This window comes from Stenotrophomonas sp. (assembly GCF_050737075.1).
Taxonomy (GTDB): domain Bacteria; phylum Pseudomonadota; class Gammaproteobacteria; order Xanthomonadales; family Xanthomonadaceae; genus Stenotrophomonas.
In genome coordinates this window covers 1-17,538 of the sequence record NZ_JBOHXV010000090.1, presented here as the reverse complement: position 1 = coordinate 17,538, position 17,538 = coordinate 1, and the positions used below count along the sequence as shown (strand labels likewise).

At 66.6% G+C, this 17,538-nt stretch carries 9 protein-coding genes; 8 read left to right on the top strand and 1 reads right to left on the bottom strand.

Annotation, left to right across the window (positions count from 1 at the left end; all coding sequences use genetic code 11):
• From ACREPD_RS17910 to ACREPD_RS17880, 7 genes are all read left to right on the top strand, one after another.
• On the top strand, positions 1-3,033 hold a 3,033-nt coding region (locus tag ACREPD_RS17910), incomplete at its 5' end, for a TonB-dependent receptor domain-containing protein (RefSeq protein ID WP_431600571.1).
• Positions 3,034-3,190: 157 nt separating this feature from the next.
• Positions 3,191-4,804: a glucoamylase family protein gene (locus tag ACREPD_RS17905; RefSeq protein ID WP_431600570.1), complete on the top strand. Its 1,614-nt coding sequence runs from the start codon at positions 3,191-3,193 to the stop codon at positions 4,802-4,804.
• 33 nt (positions 4,805-4,837) lie between these two features.
• A complete protein-coding gene (locus tag ACREPD_RS17900) occupies positions 4,838-6,133 on the top strand; it encodes a sugar ABC transporter substrate-binding protein (RefSeq protein WP_421570276.1) in 1,296 nt (431 codons plus the stop codon).
• Positions 6,130-7,011: a carbohydrate ABC transporter permease gene (locus ACREPD_RS17895; protein WP_431600569.1), complete on the top strand. Its 882-nt coding sequence runs from the start codon at positions 6,130-6,132 to the stop codon at positions 7,009-7,011. The genes ACREPD_RS17900 and ACREPD_RS17895 overlap by 4 nt, the downstream gene beginning before the upstream one ends.
• Entirely contained in the window at positions 7,008-7,844 is an 837-nt protein-coding gene (locus ACREPD_RS17890; protein WP_421570268.1) for a carbohydrate ABC transporter permease, read from the top strand. The genes ACREPD_RS17895 and ACREPD_RS17890 overlap by 4 nt, the downstream gene beginning before the upstream one ends.
• A 47-nt stretch (positions 7,845-7,891) precedes the next feature.
• Positions 7,892-11,026, top strand: coding sequence for a discoidin domain-containing protein (locus tag ACREPD_RS17885; protein WP_431600572.1), 3,135 nt, complete (start codon positions 7,892-7,894; stop codon positions 11,024-11,026).
• The gene (locus tag ACREPD_RS17880; RefSeq protein ID WP_431600568.1) at positions 11,023-11,865 is read left to right on the top strand and encodes an endonuclease/exonuclease/phosphatase family protein; all 843 of its coding nucleotides are present in this window, start codon (positions 11,023-11,025) and stop codon (positions 11,863-11,865) included. The genes ACREPD_RS17885 and ACREPD_RS17880 overlap by 4 nt, the downstream gene beginning before the upstream one ends.
• A gap of 490 nt (positions 11,866-12,355) precedes the next feature.
• Here the strand turns inward: ACREPD_RS17880 and rne are convergent, their stop codons facing one another.
• Positions 12,356-15,988 (bottom strand): ribonuclease E, encoded by a 3,633-nt coding sequence (gene rne, locus ACREPD_RS17875; RefSeq protein ID WP_431600567.1) that lies wholly within the window; start codon positions 15,986-15,988, stop codon positions 12,356-12,358.
• A 405-nt stretch (positions 15,989-16,393) separates the two neighbouring features.
• On the opposite strand from rne, the gene ACREPD_RS17870 reads away from it, so the two are divergent.
• Positions 16,394-17,371 carry an RluA family pseudouridine synthase gene (locus ACREPD_RS17870; protein ID WP_431600566.1) on the top strand — a complete coding sequence of 326 codons (978 nt, stop codon included), beginning with the start codon at positions 16,394-16,396 and terminating at the stop codon, positions 17,369-17,371.
• The last annotated feature ends 167 nt before the right edge of the window (positions 17,372-17,538 follow it).

The following is a 17,538-nucleotide window of genomic DNA, read 5'->3' as shown; positions in this document are numbered from 1 at the left end:
ATGCCGGCTCGGCGCCTGCTCACGAGCGCACTGGTCAGCTGCCTGTTGCTGGGCGCTGCGCCGACCCTGATGGCCCAGTCGGCCACCTCCTCGCTGCGCGGCCAGGTTGCCCAGGCCGATGCCGGTACCGAAGTGACCGCCACCAACGTTGCCAGCGGCACCGTGCGTCGCGCGACCACCCGCGCCGACGGCAGCTATTCGCTGATGGGCCTGGACCCGGGCACCTACGATGTGGTCGCCAACGGCCAGACCCAGAAGGTGACGGTGACCGTGGCCTCGACCGCGACGCTGAACTTCAGCGGCGCTCCGGCCAATGGCAGCACTGCCAACGCCACCAACCTCGACACCGTGAACGTCGTCGCGCCGACCCTGCTGCAGGAAGTGCGTACCTCCGAAGTGGGCAAGACGGTGAGCCTGCAGCAGATCCAGACCACCCCGCAGGTGTCGCGCAACTTCCTGGAGTTCGCCGACGCGGTGCCGGGCATGATCTTCACCCGTGATGCGAAGGGCAACACCTCGCTGCGCGGCGGTGCCACCAATTCCGACGGCACCAACGTCTACATCGACGGCGTGGGCCAGAAGAGCTACGTCAAGGGCGGCGGCGTGGCCGGCCAGTCCGGCAGCGCCGGCAACCCGTTCCCGCAGCTGGCCATTGGCGAATACAAGGTCATCAGCGGCAACTACAAGGCCGAGTACGGCCAGGTCTCCAGCGCGGCCGTGACTGCGGCGACCAAGTCCGGTACCAACGAGTTCAAGGGTGAAACCTTCTACCGTTACACCAACGAAGACATGCGCGCCAAGACCCCGGCCGAGCGTCAGGTTGGCCAGACCAAGGAGGCATCGGCCGAGAAGGAATACGGCTTCGCGTTGGGCGGTCCGATCATCCAGGACAAGGCCCACTTCTTCGTGACCTATGAAGCCAAGCGCTTCGATCTGCCGGTGACCATCGCGCCGGAAGGCTCGGTCACCAACCGCGTCGGCCTGCTGCCGCCCGAAGGTGCCGCCGGCCTCGGCCCGGCCAGCCAGCCGTTCCAGCAGGACCTGATCTTCGCCAAGATCGACTTCGAGCCGACCGACAACGATCGCATCGAGCTGACCTTCCAGGACCGCGACGAAACCCAGCAGCAGTTCAGTGGGCAGACCGCGCCGGAAGCCGGCAAGGAAACCGTCAATACCGATCGTCGTTACGCGCTGCGCTGGAACCACAGCGGTGAGCGTTACTACAACGAACTGATGGTCACCCATGAAGATTCGTTCAACAACCCGACCCCGCTGACCCTGGCCAACGGCATCATCTACACCGCCCCGGACGGCACCGAAGACCGCACGCTGGTCCGCATCGGTGGCGCGTCGGCGCTGGATTCGCAGGTGAAGGGCCAGAAGGGCTGGTCGATTGAAGACAACCTGACCCTGGACGGCATCGAGTGGCAGGGCGACCACACCATCAAGATGGGCGCCAAGTACAAGCAGATCGACCTGTACGCCTCGGATGCCGCGCAGATCAATCCGGCCTTCACCTACACGCTGGGCGATCCGGACTTCCCGTCCGACATCCCGTACAAGGCGCAGTTCGTCAAGCCGGTGACCGGCGTGTCGGGCGTGTCGGGCGAAGTGCGTTCGAAGTCCAAGCAGATCGGCCTGTTCATCCAGGACGACTGGCAGGTCAACGACCACCTGCAGCTGAACATCGGCCTGCGCTGGGACTACGAAAAGACCCCGTCCTACCTGGACTTCGTCACCCCGCAGGCCGTTGTCGATGCGATCTATTCGCAGGATCCGCGTGCTGCCGCGGGCCAGACCTACGCCGATTCGCTGGCGCTGGGCGGTCTGAACATTGGCGATTACATCAGCAACGGCCACAACCGCAAGGCATTCAAGGATGCCTGGCAGCCGCGCCTGGGCTTCTCGTATGACATCAACGCCGACGAGCAGCACGTGATCCACGGTGGTGCCGGCCGTTCGTACGACCGCGACCTGTTCGACAACCTGCAGCTGGAAACCACCAAGCTGGCCCTGCCGCAGCCGACCATCTACTTCCGCAACCCGGCGACCGGTACCTGCCTCAACGGCCAGGCTGCCTGCTATGACTGGAACCCGAACCTGCTCAACGGCATCGAAAACCTGCAGGCCCTGGTCGGTGCGACCAGCAATGCCGGCCTGGAAGTGGACCTGCTCAACAACAACCTGAAGGTGCCGTACGCGGACCAGTTCAGCCTGGGTATGAGCAACCAGGTCGGCGACTGGCTGACCGACGCCACCATCGCCCGCACGCTGACCTACGACGGCTTCGCCTTCACCCTGGGCAACCGTTACCCGACCGGCCAGTTCTTCGATGACCCGCGCCTGTGCGGTGGCACCGACCCGGGCCTGAGCCAGGCCTGGAGCTGCAACGTGCCGGGCTTCGGCAGCCTGATCATCGGCCAGCAGGGCATCAAGACCCGTGCCACGCAGGTGCTGCTGTCGGCGCAGAAGCCGTTCACCAAGGAAAGCGGCTGGGGCACCTCCATCGCGTACACCTGGACCACGGCCCGCCACAACCGTGACATCAACGAGCATTACGCGTTCGACCGCGGCCTGATCGAGGATTACCCGACCATCCGTTCCAACGGCGCGCCGCGCCACCGTCTGGTGCTCACCGGTTCGTATGCCGGCTTCTGGGACATCACCTTCGGCGGCAAGATCACCCTGGCCACCCCGACCGCGGTGAACGACTGGTACCCGGTGCAGCAGTCCACCGGCTTCGACCTGCCGACCCCGGGCGCCGCCGTGCCGAATGGCAACGGCCGGTTCCTGGTCGGTGGCAAGATCTTCGGCTACCGTTCGGTCGACCTGCAGGCGACGAAGACGTTCAAGATGCCGGGCGAAACCGAGCTGTACGCACGCATCGACATCATCAACGTGTTCAACTTCGACAACTTCTCCAACTACAACTACACCAAGTCCAACGGCAAGCTGCTGGCCAGCTACAACGAGACCGGCGACATCGTCGGTACGCCGCGCCAGGTGAAGGCAGAAGTGGGCTTCCGCTTCTGATGTAGATGAAGGCCGGTCCCCCGGCCGTAGGGACACGCCATGCGTGTCCTCGCGGTCCGGGGAGCACCGGTTTTTAATGAATGTAAGCTGTAAACGATTTCACTCCACGGCCCGGTATGCTTGGCCTGGACTTCGCAGATTCAGGAGGGTTGGCACGATGAAGGTACCTCGCGTATTGGCACTGGCGGTAATGGCGGCAGCTGCAGTCGGCTGCACGCCGCAGGCGCAGGACACGCCAGCCAAACCCAAGCCGCCGGTCATCCTGATCGAGGCCGACGCACCGCCACGCCCGATGAAACCAGAACTGCCCCCGCTGTTCGACGATATCGAACGCCGCACCTTCCAGTTCTTCTGGGACACCACCAACGAGGTCAACGGGCTCAGCCCGGACCGCTATCCGTCACGCCCGTTCGCCAGCATCGCCTCGGTGGGCTACGCGTTGACCGCTTATCCGATCGGCGTGGAGAACGGCTGGGTCAGCCGTACCCAGGCCGTCGACCGCACGCTGCTCACATTGAAGTTCTTCCGCGACCTGCCGATGGGGCCACAGCGCACCGGCAAGGGCGGCTACAAGGGCTTCTACTACCATTTCCTGGACATGCAGGAAGGCCGCCGCTATGACAGCTGGGTGGAGCTTTCCAGCGTGGACACCGCATTGCTGATGATGGGCGTGCTGTTCGCGCAGTCCTACTACACCGGCGACGATTCGCGCGAGAAAGAGATCCGCGACATCGCCGATACGCTGTACAAGCGCGTGGACTGGCCGTGGCTGCAGCAGCGCGCGCCGCTGATTTCGATGGGCTGGTTCCCCGAAAGCGGCTTCATCGACCACGACTGGATGGGCTACAACGAGGCGATGATGGTCTACATCCTCGCGCTCGGCTCGCCCAGCCACCCGGTCAGCCCGGACGCGTGGACGGTGTGGACGCGCACCTACGACAACGACTGGGGCGTGTTCCAGGGCCAGGAATACCTGTCCTTCGGCCCGTTGTTCGGCCACCAGTACACCCACGTCTGGATCGACTTCCGCGACATCCAGGACGCGTACATGCGCGAACGCGGCAGCACCTACTTCCTCAACAGCCGTTCGGCGGCGTTGGCGCAGCGCGAATACGCCATCGCCAACCCGATGCAGTGGAAGGACTACGGCGAAAACGTGTGGGGCCTGACCGCCAGCGACGGCCCGCAGAACACCACGCAGGAATTCCGTGGCGAGCAGCGCCAGTTCCGCCATTACTCCTCACGCGGCGCAGGCCTGCGCGAGAACTTCGATGACGGCACCATCGCTCCGACCGCCGCGATCGCCTCGGTGGTGTTCGCCCCGGAAGAGGTGATTCCGGCCACCGTGGAAATGCACAAGCGCTACGGCGACTACATCTATTCCAGCTACGGCTTCCTGGATTCGTTCAACCCCAGCTTCAACTTCGACATCCCGCTCAAGACCGGGCGCATGGTGCCCGACCGGGGCTGGGTGGCGAGTGACTACATCGGCATCGACCAGGGCCCGATCCTCACCATGATCGCCAACTACCGGAACGATTTCGTGTGGGAGACGATGAAGAAGAACCCGCACATCCGGCGTGGCCTGGAGCGCGCCGGCTTCAGCGGCGGCTGGCTCACGCCGGAAGGCGAGGACCAGCCGATGGAGCTGCAGAAAGACGAGAAGGCCGCCGCGGCCCGCTCGATGGGCATTGCCGAGTCCCGTGCGGCCGCCGCGCAGGAACAGAAGAACAATTCGAACAACAATCGCAACCAGCCCCAGGGGAAGTAAGCAGTGTCAGTGTCGTCGCGCCCCAAGCTGTGGGTGAGTGTGTTGCTGCTGGTTGCCGGCAGCCTGTTGTTGAGTGCCTGCCGGAAGGAACCGGAGGGTGTGACCGTGCGGTTCTGGGCCATGGGCCGTGAAGCCGAAGTGGTCAGCGAGCTGATTCGCGAATTTGAAGCCGACAATCCCGGTATCCACGTGGATGTGCAGAACATTCCGTGGACGGCCGCGCATGAAAAGCTGCTTACCGCGTTCGCGGCCGATGGCCTGCCGGACGTGTGCCAGCTGGGCAATACCTGGATTCCTGAGTTCGCCGAGCTCAATACGCTCACCCCGCTGGCGCCGTTCGTGGCCCAGTCCAAGGTGGTGGATCCGGCCGATTACTTCCAGGGCATCTGGGACACCAACGTCATCAACGGCGAGCTGGTGGGCGTGCCGTGGTATGTCGACACGCGCCTGCTGTATTACCGCAAGGACCTGCTGGCCAAGGCCGGATTCGACCACCCCCCGCGCACGTGGGACGAGTGGAACACGATGATGGCGGCGATCAAGAAGATGCAGGGCCCGGATCGCTATGCGGTGCTGATGCCGATCAACGAGTTCGAGCAGCAGTTGTCGTTCGCCTTGCAGCAGCCCGACCCGCTGCTGCGCGACCACGACACCCGCGGCAATTTCCGCAGCCCCGGCTTCCGCCGCACGCTGGCGTTCTACGAGAACATGTTCGCCCAGGGCTGGGCACCGCGCATGTCCGAGACCCAGATCTCGAATGTGTGGGACGAGTTCTTCAAGGGCTTCAACGTGTTCTACCTGTCCGGCCCCTGGAACATCCGCGAGTTCAAGAAGCTGCAGCCCAAGGAGCTGGAGGGCAAGTGGGGCACCGCCGCGCTGCCCGGCCCGGACGGCCCTGGCGCCGGCATCGCCGGTGGCACCAGCCTGGTGATCTTCCGTGGCTCGCAGCAGAAGGAAGCGTCGTGGAAGCTGATCGAGTTCCTGTCGCGCCCCGACATCCAGCAGCGCTTCCATTCCATCATTGGCGACCTGCCGCCGCGCCGCAGTACGTGGGAACACCCGTCGCTGGCCAATGACCCGCTGGCGCAGCCGTTCCGTGACCAGCTGGAGCGCGTGCGGCCGACCCCGAAGGTGCTGGAGTGGGAGCGGATCGTGCAGGAAATGCGCATCGTCACCGAACAGGTGGTGCGCGGTGGGCTGGATCAGGATGTGGCTGTGAATCGACTGGATGACCGCGTGGACAAGGTGCTGGCAAAACGCCGCTGGATGCATGAACAGCGCACGCAGGCGCAAACGCCTGCCGAACCGGCCACGGAGGTGCTGCCGTGAAGCAGCGCTCGCTTGCCGGCTGGATCTTCGCCGGCCCGTCCCTGCTGGTGATCGGCGTGTTCTTCGGCCTGCCGGTGTTCTCGGCGTTGGCGCTGAGCATCACGGACTTCGACCTGTATTCGCTGGCCGACGGTGGCAACCTGCGCTTTGTCGGGCTGGGCAACTACATCGACCTGCTGCAGACCCCGATGTTCTGGAAGTCGCTGTGGAACACCACGTATTTCGTGGTGGTGGGCGTGCCGCTGTCCATCGGCGTGTCGCTGGGTGCGGCGCTGCTGCTCAACGCCCCGGCGGCGCGCTTCAAGGCGCTGTTCCGCACCGCGCTGTTCGCCCCGGTGGTGACCACGCTGGTGGCCGTGGCGGTGATCTGGCGCTACCTGTTCCATACCAGCTACGGGCTGGTGAACTACGGCCTGGGCCACCTGGGCATCAGCCCGATCGACTGGCTGGGCGACCCGAACTGGGCCATGCCGACCATCATGCTGTTCGCGGTGTGGAAGAACTTCGGCTACAACATGGTGATCTTCCTGGCCGGCCTGCAGGCGATCCCGCATGACCTGTACGAGGCCGCGCGCATCGACGGCGCCTCGCGTTGGAAGCAGTTCCTGCACATTACCCTGCCGATGCTGGGGCCGGTGCTGCTGGTGGTGGGCGTGATCACCGTGTCCGGCTACTTCCAGCTGTTCGCCGAACCTTATGTGATGACGCGTGGCGACCCACTGCAGAGCACGGTGAGCGTGCTGTACTTCATGTTCGAGGAAGGCTTCAAGTGGTGGAACCTGGGCCGCGCATCGGCCGTGGCGTTCCTGCTGTTCCTGATCATCCTGGCGGTAACCAGCCTGATGCTGCGTTTCGGCCGCAAGAGGCAGTTGGTATGAGTCGTGAGATCGGCCAGTCGCGCTGGCATGCGTGGTGGGTGAACGGTGGGTTGCTGGTGCTGGCTGCGGTCAGCCTGGCGCCGCTGCTGTGGATGCTGTCGGTGTCGTTCATGCCGACCGGCGAGGCGGCGCATTTCCCACCGCCGCTGCTGCCGTCGTCGGTGACCACCAACAACTACCACGAGCTGTTCGCCCGCACTGGCATGGGCAACAACTTCGTCAACAGCCTGTTCGTCTCGCTGGCGATCACGCTGGGCTCGCTGCTGCTCAACACCATGGCCGGCTATGCCTTCGCCAAGCTGCGCTTCGTCGGCCGCGAGCGCATCTTCCAGGTGCTGCTGGCCGCGCTGGTGATCCCGGCGCAGGTGGCCATGCTGCCGCTGTTCCTGCTGATGAAGCAGCTGGGCCTGGTGAACAGCTTCGGCGGGGTGATCGTGCCGGCGCTGGCCAGCGTGTTCGGCATCTTCCTGGTGCGCCAGTACGCGCGTTCCATTCCCGATGAACTGCTGGAAGCGGCGCGCATCGACGGGGCAGGGGAGCTGCGCATCTTCTTCCAGATCGTGCTGCCGATGCTCAAGCCGGTGCTGGTGACGCTGTCGATCTTCACCTTCATGGGCGCCTGGAACGACTTCATGTGGCCGCTGATCGTGCTGACCGACCAGGAGCACTACACGCTGCCGGTGGCGCTGGCCACGTTGTCGCGCGAACACATCATGGATGTTGAAATGATGATGGCTGGCGCGGTGGTCACGGTGGTTCCAGTGCTGGCCCTGTTCCTGGTGCTGCAGCGCTACTACATTCAAGGTCTTCTGCTGGGGAGTGTCAAAGGGTGAAGCGTGCCGTCGTCGCGGTGGTTCTGGGTCTGGGTGTGTTCGGGTCACTGGCAGCCGCTGCCGCGCCTCCGGCGCCGCTGCCGGCGCCCAAGGTCCTGGACGGTTTCGACGACATGGCACCGTGGAAGCTGGTGGTGTCCGACCAGGTGAGCGGTTCGCTGCGCAGCGTGGCCGGTGCCAACGGCGGCCGCGCGCTGTGCGTGGACTACGACTTCCACGAGGTCTCCGGTTATGTGGCGATCCGCCGCGAGCTGCCCATCACCTGGCCGGAAAACTACCAGGTGGGCTTCCAGCTGCGCGGTGATTCGCCCGGCAACGACCTGCAGTTCAAGTTCATCGACGCCAGCGGCGACAACGTGTGGTGGGTCAACCGGCCGGGCTACACCTTCCCCAAGACCTGGACGCCGGTGCAGTACCGCCAGCGCCAGATCGAGAAGGCCTGGGGCCCGGACCCGGACAAGACGCTGCGCAACAGCGCGGCGGTGGAGTTCACCATCTACAGCAAGGTCGGCGGGCGCGGCACGGTGTGCTTCGACCGGCTGACCCTGCAGGCGCTGCCGCCGGTGGATACCTCGGCGCTGGCGCCGACGGTGATTGCCGATACGGCCACCGCGCTGCAGAACCGCATCGTCGACGGCAAGGCCGATACGGTGTGGATCAGCGGCGGCGTGCCGGAGCAGACCATCAGCCTGGACCTGTACAAGGTGCGCGAGTTCGGCGGTGCGGTGATCCAGTGGGTGCCGGGCCTGGAGGCCACGCGCTACGTGGTGCGTTCTTCCGAGGACGGGCGCAACTGGCGCACGCTGCGCGAGATCACCGCCGGCGGCGGTGGCGACCGCGACTGGCTGGCGTTGCCGGATACCGAAGCCCGCTACCTGCGCTTCGACCTCAAGGCTGGGCGCAGCTGGCGCTACGGCATCCGTGACATTGCGATCAAGCCGCTCGACTTCGCCGCCACGCCCAACGAATTCGTTGAATCGGTCGGCGCCGACCTGCCGCGTGGCTTCGTGCCGCGTGGCTTCAGCGGCGAACAGCCGTACTGGACGCTGCTGGGCCTGGACGGCGGCCGCGAGCAGGCGCTGATCGGCGAGGACGGCGCGCTCGAAGTGGCCAAGGCAAGCTTCAGCGTCGAACCCTTCGTGGTGGTCGACAAGAAGGTGCTCAGCTGGGCCGATGTGCAGAGCAAGCAGTCGCTGCAGGACGACTACCTGCCCATCGCCAGCGTGGACTGGACCCATCCCAAGGCGGCGCTGCAGGTCACCGGTTTCGTGCAGGGCACGCCGGACAAGGCGCAGCTGGTGGGCCGCTACACGCTGCGCAACCCGGACAAGGTCGCCCACGATTACACGCTGGCGCTGGCCGTGCGCCCGTGGCAGGTGAACCCGCCGCGGCAGTTCCTCAACACGGTGGGCGGCGTGAGCCGGATCGACGCGCTGGACATCGAGCCGGGCCTGGTCGAGGTCAACGGCAAGCCGCGCGTGTACCCGGTGCAGGCGCCGGACGCGGCGTTCGCCAGCCCGTTCGACGGCAAGCTGGAGGTCACCCACCTGGCCAACGGCACCCTGCCTACGGCCACCGATGTGCGCGACCCCACCGGGCTGGCCTCGGGCGCGCTGCTGTACCGCTGGCGGCTGGAACCGGGCCAGACCCGCGAGGTGGCCATCGTGCTGCCGCAGACGGGGCAGTGGACCACGCCCAAGGACTTCGACGCCGGCAAGGCGCAGCAGCAGGTGGCCGCGATGTGGCGCACCAAGCTGGACCAGGTGACGCTGCAGCTGCCGGCGGCGGGCAAGCCGCTGGCCGACACGGTGCGCACGGCGCTGGCGCACATGCTGATTTCGCGGATCGGCCCCAGCCTGCAGCCGGGCACGCGGTCGTATTCGCGCAGTTGGATCCGCGACGGCGCGATGATTTCCGAAGGGCTGCTGCGCATGGGTCGCAGCGATGCGGTGCGCGAGTACGTGAACTGGTATGCGCCTTACCAGTTCGACAACGGCAAGGTGCCGTGCTGCGTGGACCCGCGCGGCGCCGACCCGGTGCCGGAGAACGACAGCCATGGCGAGCTGATCTTCAACATTGCCGAGTATTGGCGCTATACGGGTGACACGACGTTCCTGGAACTGATGTGGCCGCACGTGCAGGGCGCCTACCAGTACATGGAACAGCTGCGCCTGAGCGAGCGCACGGAAGAGAACCGCGCGATCAACCCGGCGTTCTACGGAATGATGCCGGTGTCGATCAGCCATGAAGGCTATTCGGCCAAGCCGATGCATTCGTACTGGGACAATTTCTGGGCGCTGCGCGGCTACAAGGACGCGGCGATCATCGCGAGCATGCTGGGCAAGGTGGAAGCGATGCAGATGAGCGCGTCGCGCGACGAGTTCCGCGACGATCTGCAGGCCTCGCTGCTGGCGGCCACGGCGCTGCACAAGATCGACTACCTGCCGGGTTCGGCGGAGCTGGGCGACTTCGACGCGACCTCGACCACGATCGCGCTGGCACCGGCCGGCGAACAGGGCCGGTTGCCGCAGCCGTACCTGGACAATACGTTCGAGCGCTACTGGAAGCAGTTCGAGGAACGCCGCGACGGCAAGCGCGAGTGGAAGGATTACACGCCGTACGAGTGGCGCAATGTGGCCGCGTTCGTGCGCCTGGGCTGGCGCGACCGCGCCTGGCAGGCGACGGAGTTCTTCTTCAAGGACCGTGCGCCGCAGGCCTGGAACCAGTGGGCGGAAGTGGTCTCGCACACGCCGCGCAAGCCGTTCTTCGTGGGCGACCTGCCGCACGCCTGGGTGGCGTCGGACTTCGTGCGCTCGGCGCTGGACATGTTCGCGTACAACCGCGACATCGACGACAGCCTGGTGCTGGCGGCCGGCGTGCCGAGCCGTTGGCTGGAAGGGCCGGGCATTGCGGTGAAGGGCCTGCGTACGCCGCAGGGCCAGTTGAGCTACACGCTCAGCCGCACGGACAAGGTGCTGACGCTGCAGGTGGCGCCGGGCCTGATGTCGCCGCAGGGTGGGGTGGTGTTGCCCTGGCCGTACAGCGGTGAGCCCGGCGAAACGACGATCAACGGCGAGCCGGCGCAGTGGATCAACGGTGAGCTGCGCATCGCGCGGGTGCCGGCCACGGTGGAGGTGCAGATTCCAGCCTCGGTGCGTCGCGCCGAACGCAAGGCGCCATGACCCGGGGCGGGTCGTGGGCTGCGGTGGCGGTGGTGCTGCTGGCCTGCGTGCTGGCGGTAGTGCCGGCACGCGCGGCCGACAGTGCCGCGCCGGGCATGAGCATGGTGACGTTCAATCTGCACCACGACCGCGAGGACTGGCCGCAGCGGCGCAAGGTGATCCTGCGCGAGCTGCAGGCACTGCAGCCCGATGCGATCGCGTTGCAGGAAGTGATCCAGAAGCCGCACGTGCGCAACCAGGCGGCGTGGCTGGCGCGCAAGCTCGGCTACGACTACGAGTTCGTGTCGACAGACCCGCCGGGGCGCCTGAAGCGCTACGGCAATGCGCTGTTGACGCGCCGCCCGGTGCTGTCGCGCGGGCAGCACCTGCTTGCACCCCTGACGGATTACCGCACGGTGGCGCACCTGCGTATCGATGTGGACGGGCAGGCGGTGAACATCTACGCAACGCACCTCAACGAGCGTTCGGATGAAAGCGGCAGCCGCATTCGCGGCGAGCAGGTGGGCGATCTGTTGAAGTTCATCGCGGACACGTCGGGCGAGGCACCGGTGGTGATCGCGGGGGATTTCAACGCACTGGTGGACGCAAGCGATCTGAGCGCGCTGCGCCAGCGCTACGGTGACAGTTTCGGCAGCGTGCACGTGAACAACGAGTTGGCGCAGATCAGCACGTTGAACCGGCACTACTACGGCGCGCCCTCGCGCATCGACCACATCTTCTTCCAGCAGGACAAGCTGCTCGCCCGCGAAGCCCGCCTGCTGTTCGACCAGCCCTACGCCGAAGGCCGCTGGGCCTCGGACCACTACGGGGTATGGACGCGGCTGCAGTTCGCGCCGTAGCCGGTTGGCCGGCACGGGTGCGTGTGCCAGTGCGGTGACGCATGACCTCGAACGAAGGAGGCATTTGCGTGCGCGGTAGGGTCGGTTCCCAAACGACTGCACGTATCGCTGATCGGCACGGTGACGCATGACCTCGAACGAAGGAGGCGTTTGCCTGCGCGGTAGGGTCGGTTCCCAAACGACTGCACGTATCGCTGATCGGCACGGTGACGCATGACCTCGAACGAAGGATGCGTTTGCCTGCGCGGTAGGGTCGGTTCCCAAACGACTGCACGCAGCGTTGATCGGCACGGTGACGCATGACCTCGAACGAAGGAGGCGTTTCTGTGCGCCGAAGAGCCGTTTCCGATCAAAGGTCATGCGTTACCGGATCTGGCCTGCACCACGTGCAGTCGTTTGGGAACCGACCCTACCGCGCCTCCGTGACCCACAAAAACAAACAGCGGCCCGAAGGCCGCTGTTTGTTTTTACGCATACCGCTGGAACAGGATCAGACCTTGTCAGTCTTTTCCGGGTCCTGCTTGTCGGCATCGTCGGCCTTGGCGACATCGGTCGGGATGTCTTCGCGGGCTTCGGCATGCGCGGCCTGGGCGGCGGCATCGGTCGGTGCGGCGTCGCTGGCGGCGGTGCCGAACAGCTGGCCGTTCTGCACCACCGGTGCGGCTTCGGCAGCCTCGACACGGGCAACCGGTGCCGGTGCGGCCTGCGGGGCCGGTACGGCGTCAACCGCGTCCAGCATGCTGGTCTGCACCGGGCGACCGACTTCGGTCGGACCCGCGCGCTCGACCGCCGGGGCTTCCGCGGACAGCCGACTAACAGTCGGCTCTACAGCAGCCTTCGGCGTCTCGATCGCGGCAGGCGCGGTCGGGGCCGGGGTTGCCGGGGCGGGGGTGACGACCGGGGTTTCGATTGCCTTCGGCGCCTGGGTCACGACCGGGGCTTCGACAGCCTTGGGCGCTTCGGTGACGACCGGAGTCTCGATGGCCTTCGGCGCCTGGGTCACGACCGGGGCTTCAACAGCCTTCGGCGTTTCGGTGACGACCGGGGTTTCGATGACCTTCGGCACCTGGGTCACGACCGGGGCTTCGGCAGCCTTCGGCGCTTCGGTGGGCTGCCGACTAACAGTCGGCGCTACCTCGGCGGTGGGGGCTTCAACAGCCTTCGGCGCCTGGGTCACGACCGGGGCTTCGGCAGCCTTCGGCGCTTCGGTGGGCAGCCGACTAACAGTCGGCTCTACCTCGGCGGTGGGGGCTTCGACAGCCTTCGGTGCCTGCGGCGCAGCCTGGACCGGCGTGGCGGCCGCCGGCATCGGCGACTCCACGAACGGCACGCGGTCGGTGTACGACGGGGTGCGCTCGGCTTCGGGCTCGGCCTTCGGGGCCGGCGTCGGTGCCGGCGTTGCCACCGGGGTCGGCGCGGCATGACCGGCGGTCACGACCGGGCTGCTGACCACGGCCAGCGGCGCGGCGGCGGCAACGGCGGCCACCGGGGCCGGGCGCGGGGCCTGGACCGGTGCAGCCGGAGCAGCCGGGGCGGCGCCATCGTCGTCGAAGTCGAACTCCGGGTTCGGCTCGCCATTACCCGTCACCGGGCGTGGGGCGTGGGCGGTGGTGTCACCGTCCTGCTCGCCGTCCTGGTCGTCCGCGTCGTCGTCCAGACCGCCGTCATCGTTCAGACCATCGCTGCCTGCAGCCTGCTCGCCATTGCCACGACGACGGCGACGGCCACCGCGACGGCCACGACGACGGCGCGAGGCGCCTTCGCCGCTGGCGTCATCGCCCGTGCCCGGCGCTTCGCCGTGCTCGGCCGCTTCGCCTTCAGCCACTGCGGCGGTGGTCAGGTTCTCATCGGCCGGTACCGGGGTCGCCACCGGGGCGGTCGGTGCGGCAGTGCGCGGGGTCGCAGCGTCGGCCACGGTCACGGCGGCGGCAGCGACCAGCGCGGCCTCGGCAACCGGTGCACCGGTCTGCAGCGGCTTGGCGGTGTCGGCCTGCGGCTGACGCGCCGGCTTGTCGCCGTCGTTCTGCTGCCTCGGCTGACCCGGCTGCTTCTGCTTCTGGTTCTGGTTCAGCTTCGGCTGCTGCTCGTTGCGCGGGGCCTTGGGCTGCTGCGGCTCGTTGCGCGGCTTGCCCTGCGGTGCCTGGCCAGCGGCGGGTGCCGCGGCCTGTGCGGCCACGTCGGGGCGACGCTCCTCGCGGCGCTCGCCCTTGCCGGCGCGCTCGCCTTCACGGCGGTCCTTGTTGCGACCCTGGCCCTGGGCCTGGCCGTTGCTGCCGCGTTCGCCACGCTCATCGCGGCGACCGTTGCGGTCCTTGCCGTTGCGGTCCTTGTTGCGACCGTTGCGGTTGCCGTCCTGGGCCGGGCGGCTGCTCGGCTGCGGGGCGGCGGCCGGGGCCGGTTCGCCACCGAAGATGCGCTTGAGCCAGCCGACCACGCCCGTGGCGGCCGGAGCGGCCACCGGAGTGGGGGCGACCGGTGCCGGTGCAGCAGCCACCGGCTCGGCGACCTCGCGGACCGGGGCCGGGGAGCTGTGCTTGACGTTGGTGACCGCGGGGGCGACCGGAATGTTCAGCTGTGCCTTGGTCAGTGCGTGCACCGGCAGCTTGCGCGGGGTGCCGCGCTGGTAGCTCGGCTTGCCGCTTTCGTCGCCCAGCTCGTTTTCACGCAGGCGGGTGACTTCGTAGTGCGGGGTGTGCAGCTGTTCGTCGGCCACGATCACGATCGGCGCGTCATGGCGCTGTTCGATCTCGCGCAGCGCGCTGCGCTTTTCGTTGAGCAGGTAGTTGGCGATCTCGACCGGGGCCTGGACCAGCACCTGCCCGGTGTTTTCCTTCATCGCATGCTCTTCGGCCACGCGGATGATCGACAGCGACAGCGACTCCACGCTGCGCATGCGGCCGTGGCCGTCGCAACGCGGGCAGACGATCTGGCTGGATTCGCCCAGGCTCGGACGCAGGCGCTGGCGGCTCATTTCCATCAGGCCGAAGCGCGAGATGCGGCCCAGCTGCACGCGCGCACGGTCGTACTTGAGCGCGTTCTGCAGGCGGTTCTCGACTTCACGCTGGTGCTTGTTCGACGACATGTCGATGAAGTCGATGACCACCAGGCCGCCCAGGTCGCGCAGGCGCAGCTGGCGGGCCACTTCTTCGGCCGCTTCCAGGTTGGTCTGGAACGCGGTGTCCTCGATGTCACTGCCCTTGGTGGCGCGCGAGGAGTTCACGTCGATGGCGGTCAGCGCTTCGGTCTGGTCGACCACGATCGAGCCGCCCGAGGGCAGGCGCACGTTGCGCTCATACGCGCCTTCGATCTGCGATTCGATCTGGAAGCGGTTGAACAGCGGGATGTCGTCGGTGTAGTGCTTGAGCTTGCGCAGGGTCTGCGGCATCACCTGCTGCATGAATTCGCGGGCGGTGTCGTACAGCTCCTGGGTGTCCACCAGGATCTCGCCCACGTCGGCGCGCAGGTAGTCACGCAGGGCGCGCACGATCAGGCGCGATTCCTGGTAGATCAGGAACGGGGCCGGCTTGGTCAGCGCCGCCTCGGCGATCGACTTCCAGACCTGCAGCAGGTAATCCAGGTCCCACTGGAGCTCTTCGGCATCGCGGCCAACGCCGGCGGTGCGGATGATCACGCCCATGTCGTCGGGGATGTCCAGCTTGTCCAGCGCTTCCTTCAGCGCGGCGCGGTCTTCGCCCTCGATGCGACGCGACACGCCACCGGCGGTGGGCGAGTTCGGCATCAGCACCATGTAGCGGCCAGCCAGGGAGATGAACGTGGTCAGGGCGGCGCCCTTGTTGCCACGCTCTTCCTTGTCGACCTGGACCACGACTTCCTGGCCTTCACGCAGCAGTTCGCGGATGCCGGCCTTGTTGTGGTCGACCCCGGCCTGGAAGTAATCGCGGGAGATTTCCTTCAGCGGCAGGAAGCCATGGCGTTCGCCACCGTATTCGACGAAGGCCGCTTCCAGCGACGGTTCAAGGCGCGTGATGCGGCCCTTGTAGATGTTCGACTTCTTCTGTTCCTTGGACGGCTGTTCGATGTCGATGTCGTACAGCGTCTGGCCATCCACGATGGCTACCCGCAGCTCTTCAGCCTGCGTGGCATTGATCAGCATTCGCTTCATATTGCGTTCCTCGCGCGCTGCTACCGCGCGGAACGCCATGGGGTTTCGCTTCTGGTCACGCTTCGACGCCCATCGCGCATGCGCGGGGAGGGCGGCTTGGGCTTCCAGCGCTACAACACCACGGCAGGCCGCGGGAGCGCTTCTTTTGTTTTGGTTTGGGTGGTGCGGGGCCGGAGGCAGCTGTCAGCCATGCTGGAGCGCCACAGGGACATTTTTTTCAGCGCAGACGCTTGTCAGGCATCCGGCGATGGCCGGGACCGCCGGTGAGCCGCTAACATGGCCGCCCCGGGGGCGGTGGCTGCGCACTGTGCCGGAATCGAGGGAAGCCGGGCTTCTGGCCCACAGCAACTTCCAACGAAATCAATCCCTTATCTCGCCCGCCGAGTGTAACAGAATAAAAGGCCAATGACCGATACCGTGCCGTCCCCCAAACCCGCTGAAGGCAAGACCAGCGTACGTCTCCTGACTGTCCCGGCCGACCGCGCCGGGCAACGCCTGGACAATTTCCTGCTCGGCCAGCTGAAGGGTGCCCCACGCAGTCTGGTCTACAAACTCGTGCGCAGCGGCCAGGTCCGCGTGAACGGCGGCCGCGCCAAGGCCGAACGCAAGCTGGAGGAGGGCGACGAGGTCCGCATCCCACCGGTGCGTCTCACCGAAGAAGGCGACAAGGCCGGTCCGCCGGCGGCGTTCATGAAGCGGCTGGAAGACGCGATCGTCTACGAAGATGACCGTCTGCTGGCCCTGAACAAGCCGTCCGGCGTGGCCAGCCATGGCGGCAGCGGCATCAGCTTCGGCGCCATCGAGACCCTGCGCGCGCTGCGCCCGGGCAAGACGCTGGAGCTGGTGCACCGGCTGGACCGGGACACCTCGGGCCTGCTGATCGTGGCCAAGAAGCGCTCGGCGCTGAGCGAGCTGCAGGCGCTGCTGCGTGAAGACCACGGTTCCGGCATCCGCAAGCGCTACCTGACCCTGCTGGTGGGCCGCATGCCCGACGGCACCATGACGGTGGATGCCCCGCTGCACGTGGGCCTGCGCCAGGGTGGCGAGCGCCACGTACAGGTCAATGCGATCGGCAAGCAGTCGATCAGCCACTTCAGCGTGCTGGAGCGGAAGGGCGGCCATTCGTACTGCGAAGTACGCATCGAAACCGGCCGCACCCACCAGATCCGCGTGCACGCCCAGCACCTCGGGCATCCGGTGGCCGGTGACGACAAGTACGGCGATCCGGACGTCAACAAGCGGCTTCGTGATCAGATCGGCCTGAAACGCCTGTTCCTGCACGCGGCCTCGCTCGAGTTCTCGCTGGACGCCGGCAAGACCCCGTATCTGCTCAACGCGCCGCTGGCCGATGAGCTGACCGAGGTGTTGAACCGGTTGGGATAAGGCGGGGTTCCCCCGCCGTAGCGCCGGGCTCTGCCCGGCTGCTTTTCGATCCGGCGTCATGAACGCCTGACGGGCGGCTTCGGCGCGTCTAAACGTCGGACGGGTTGCCGGGAACCGCGTTTTTGCCGCCTTCGGACGCTTGCGCCGCGCTGCGCGCGGTGTCCGGC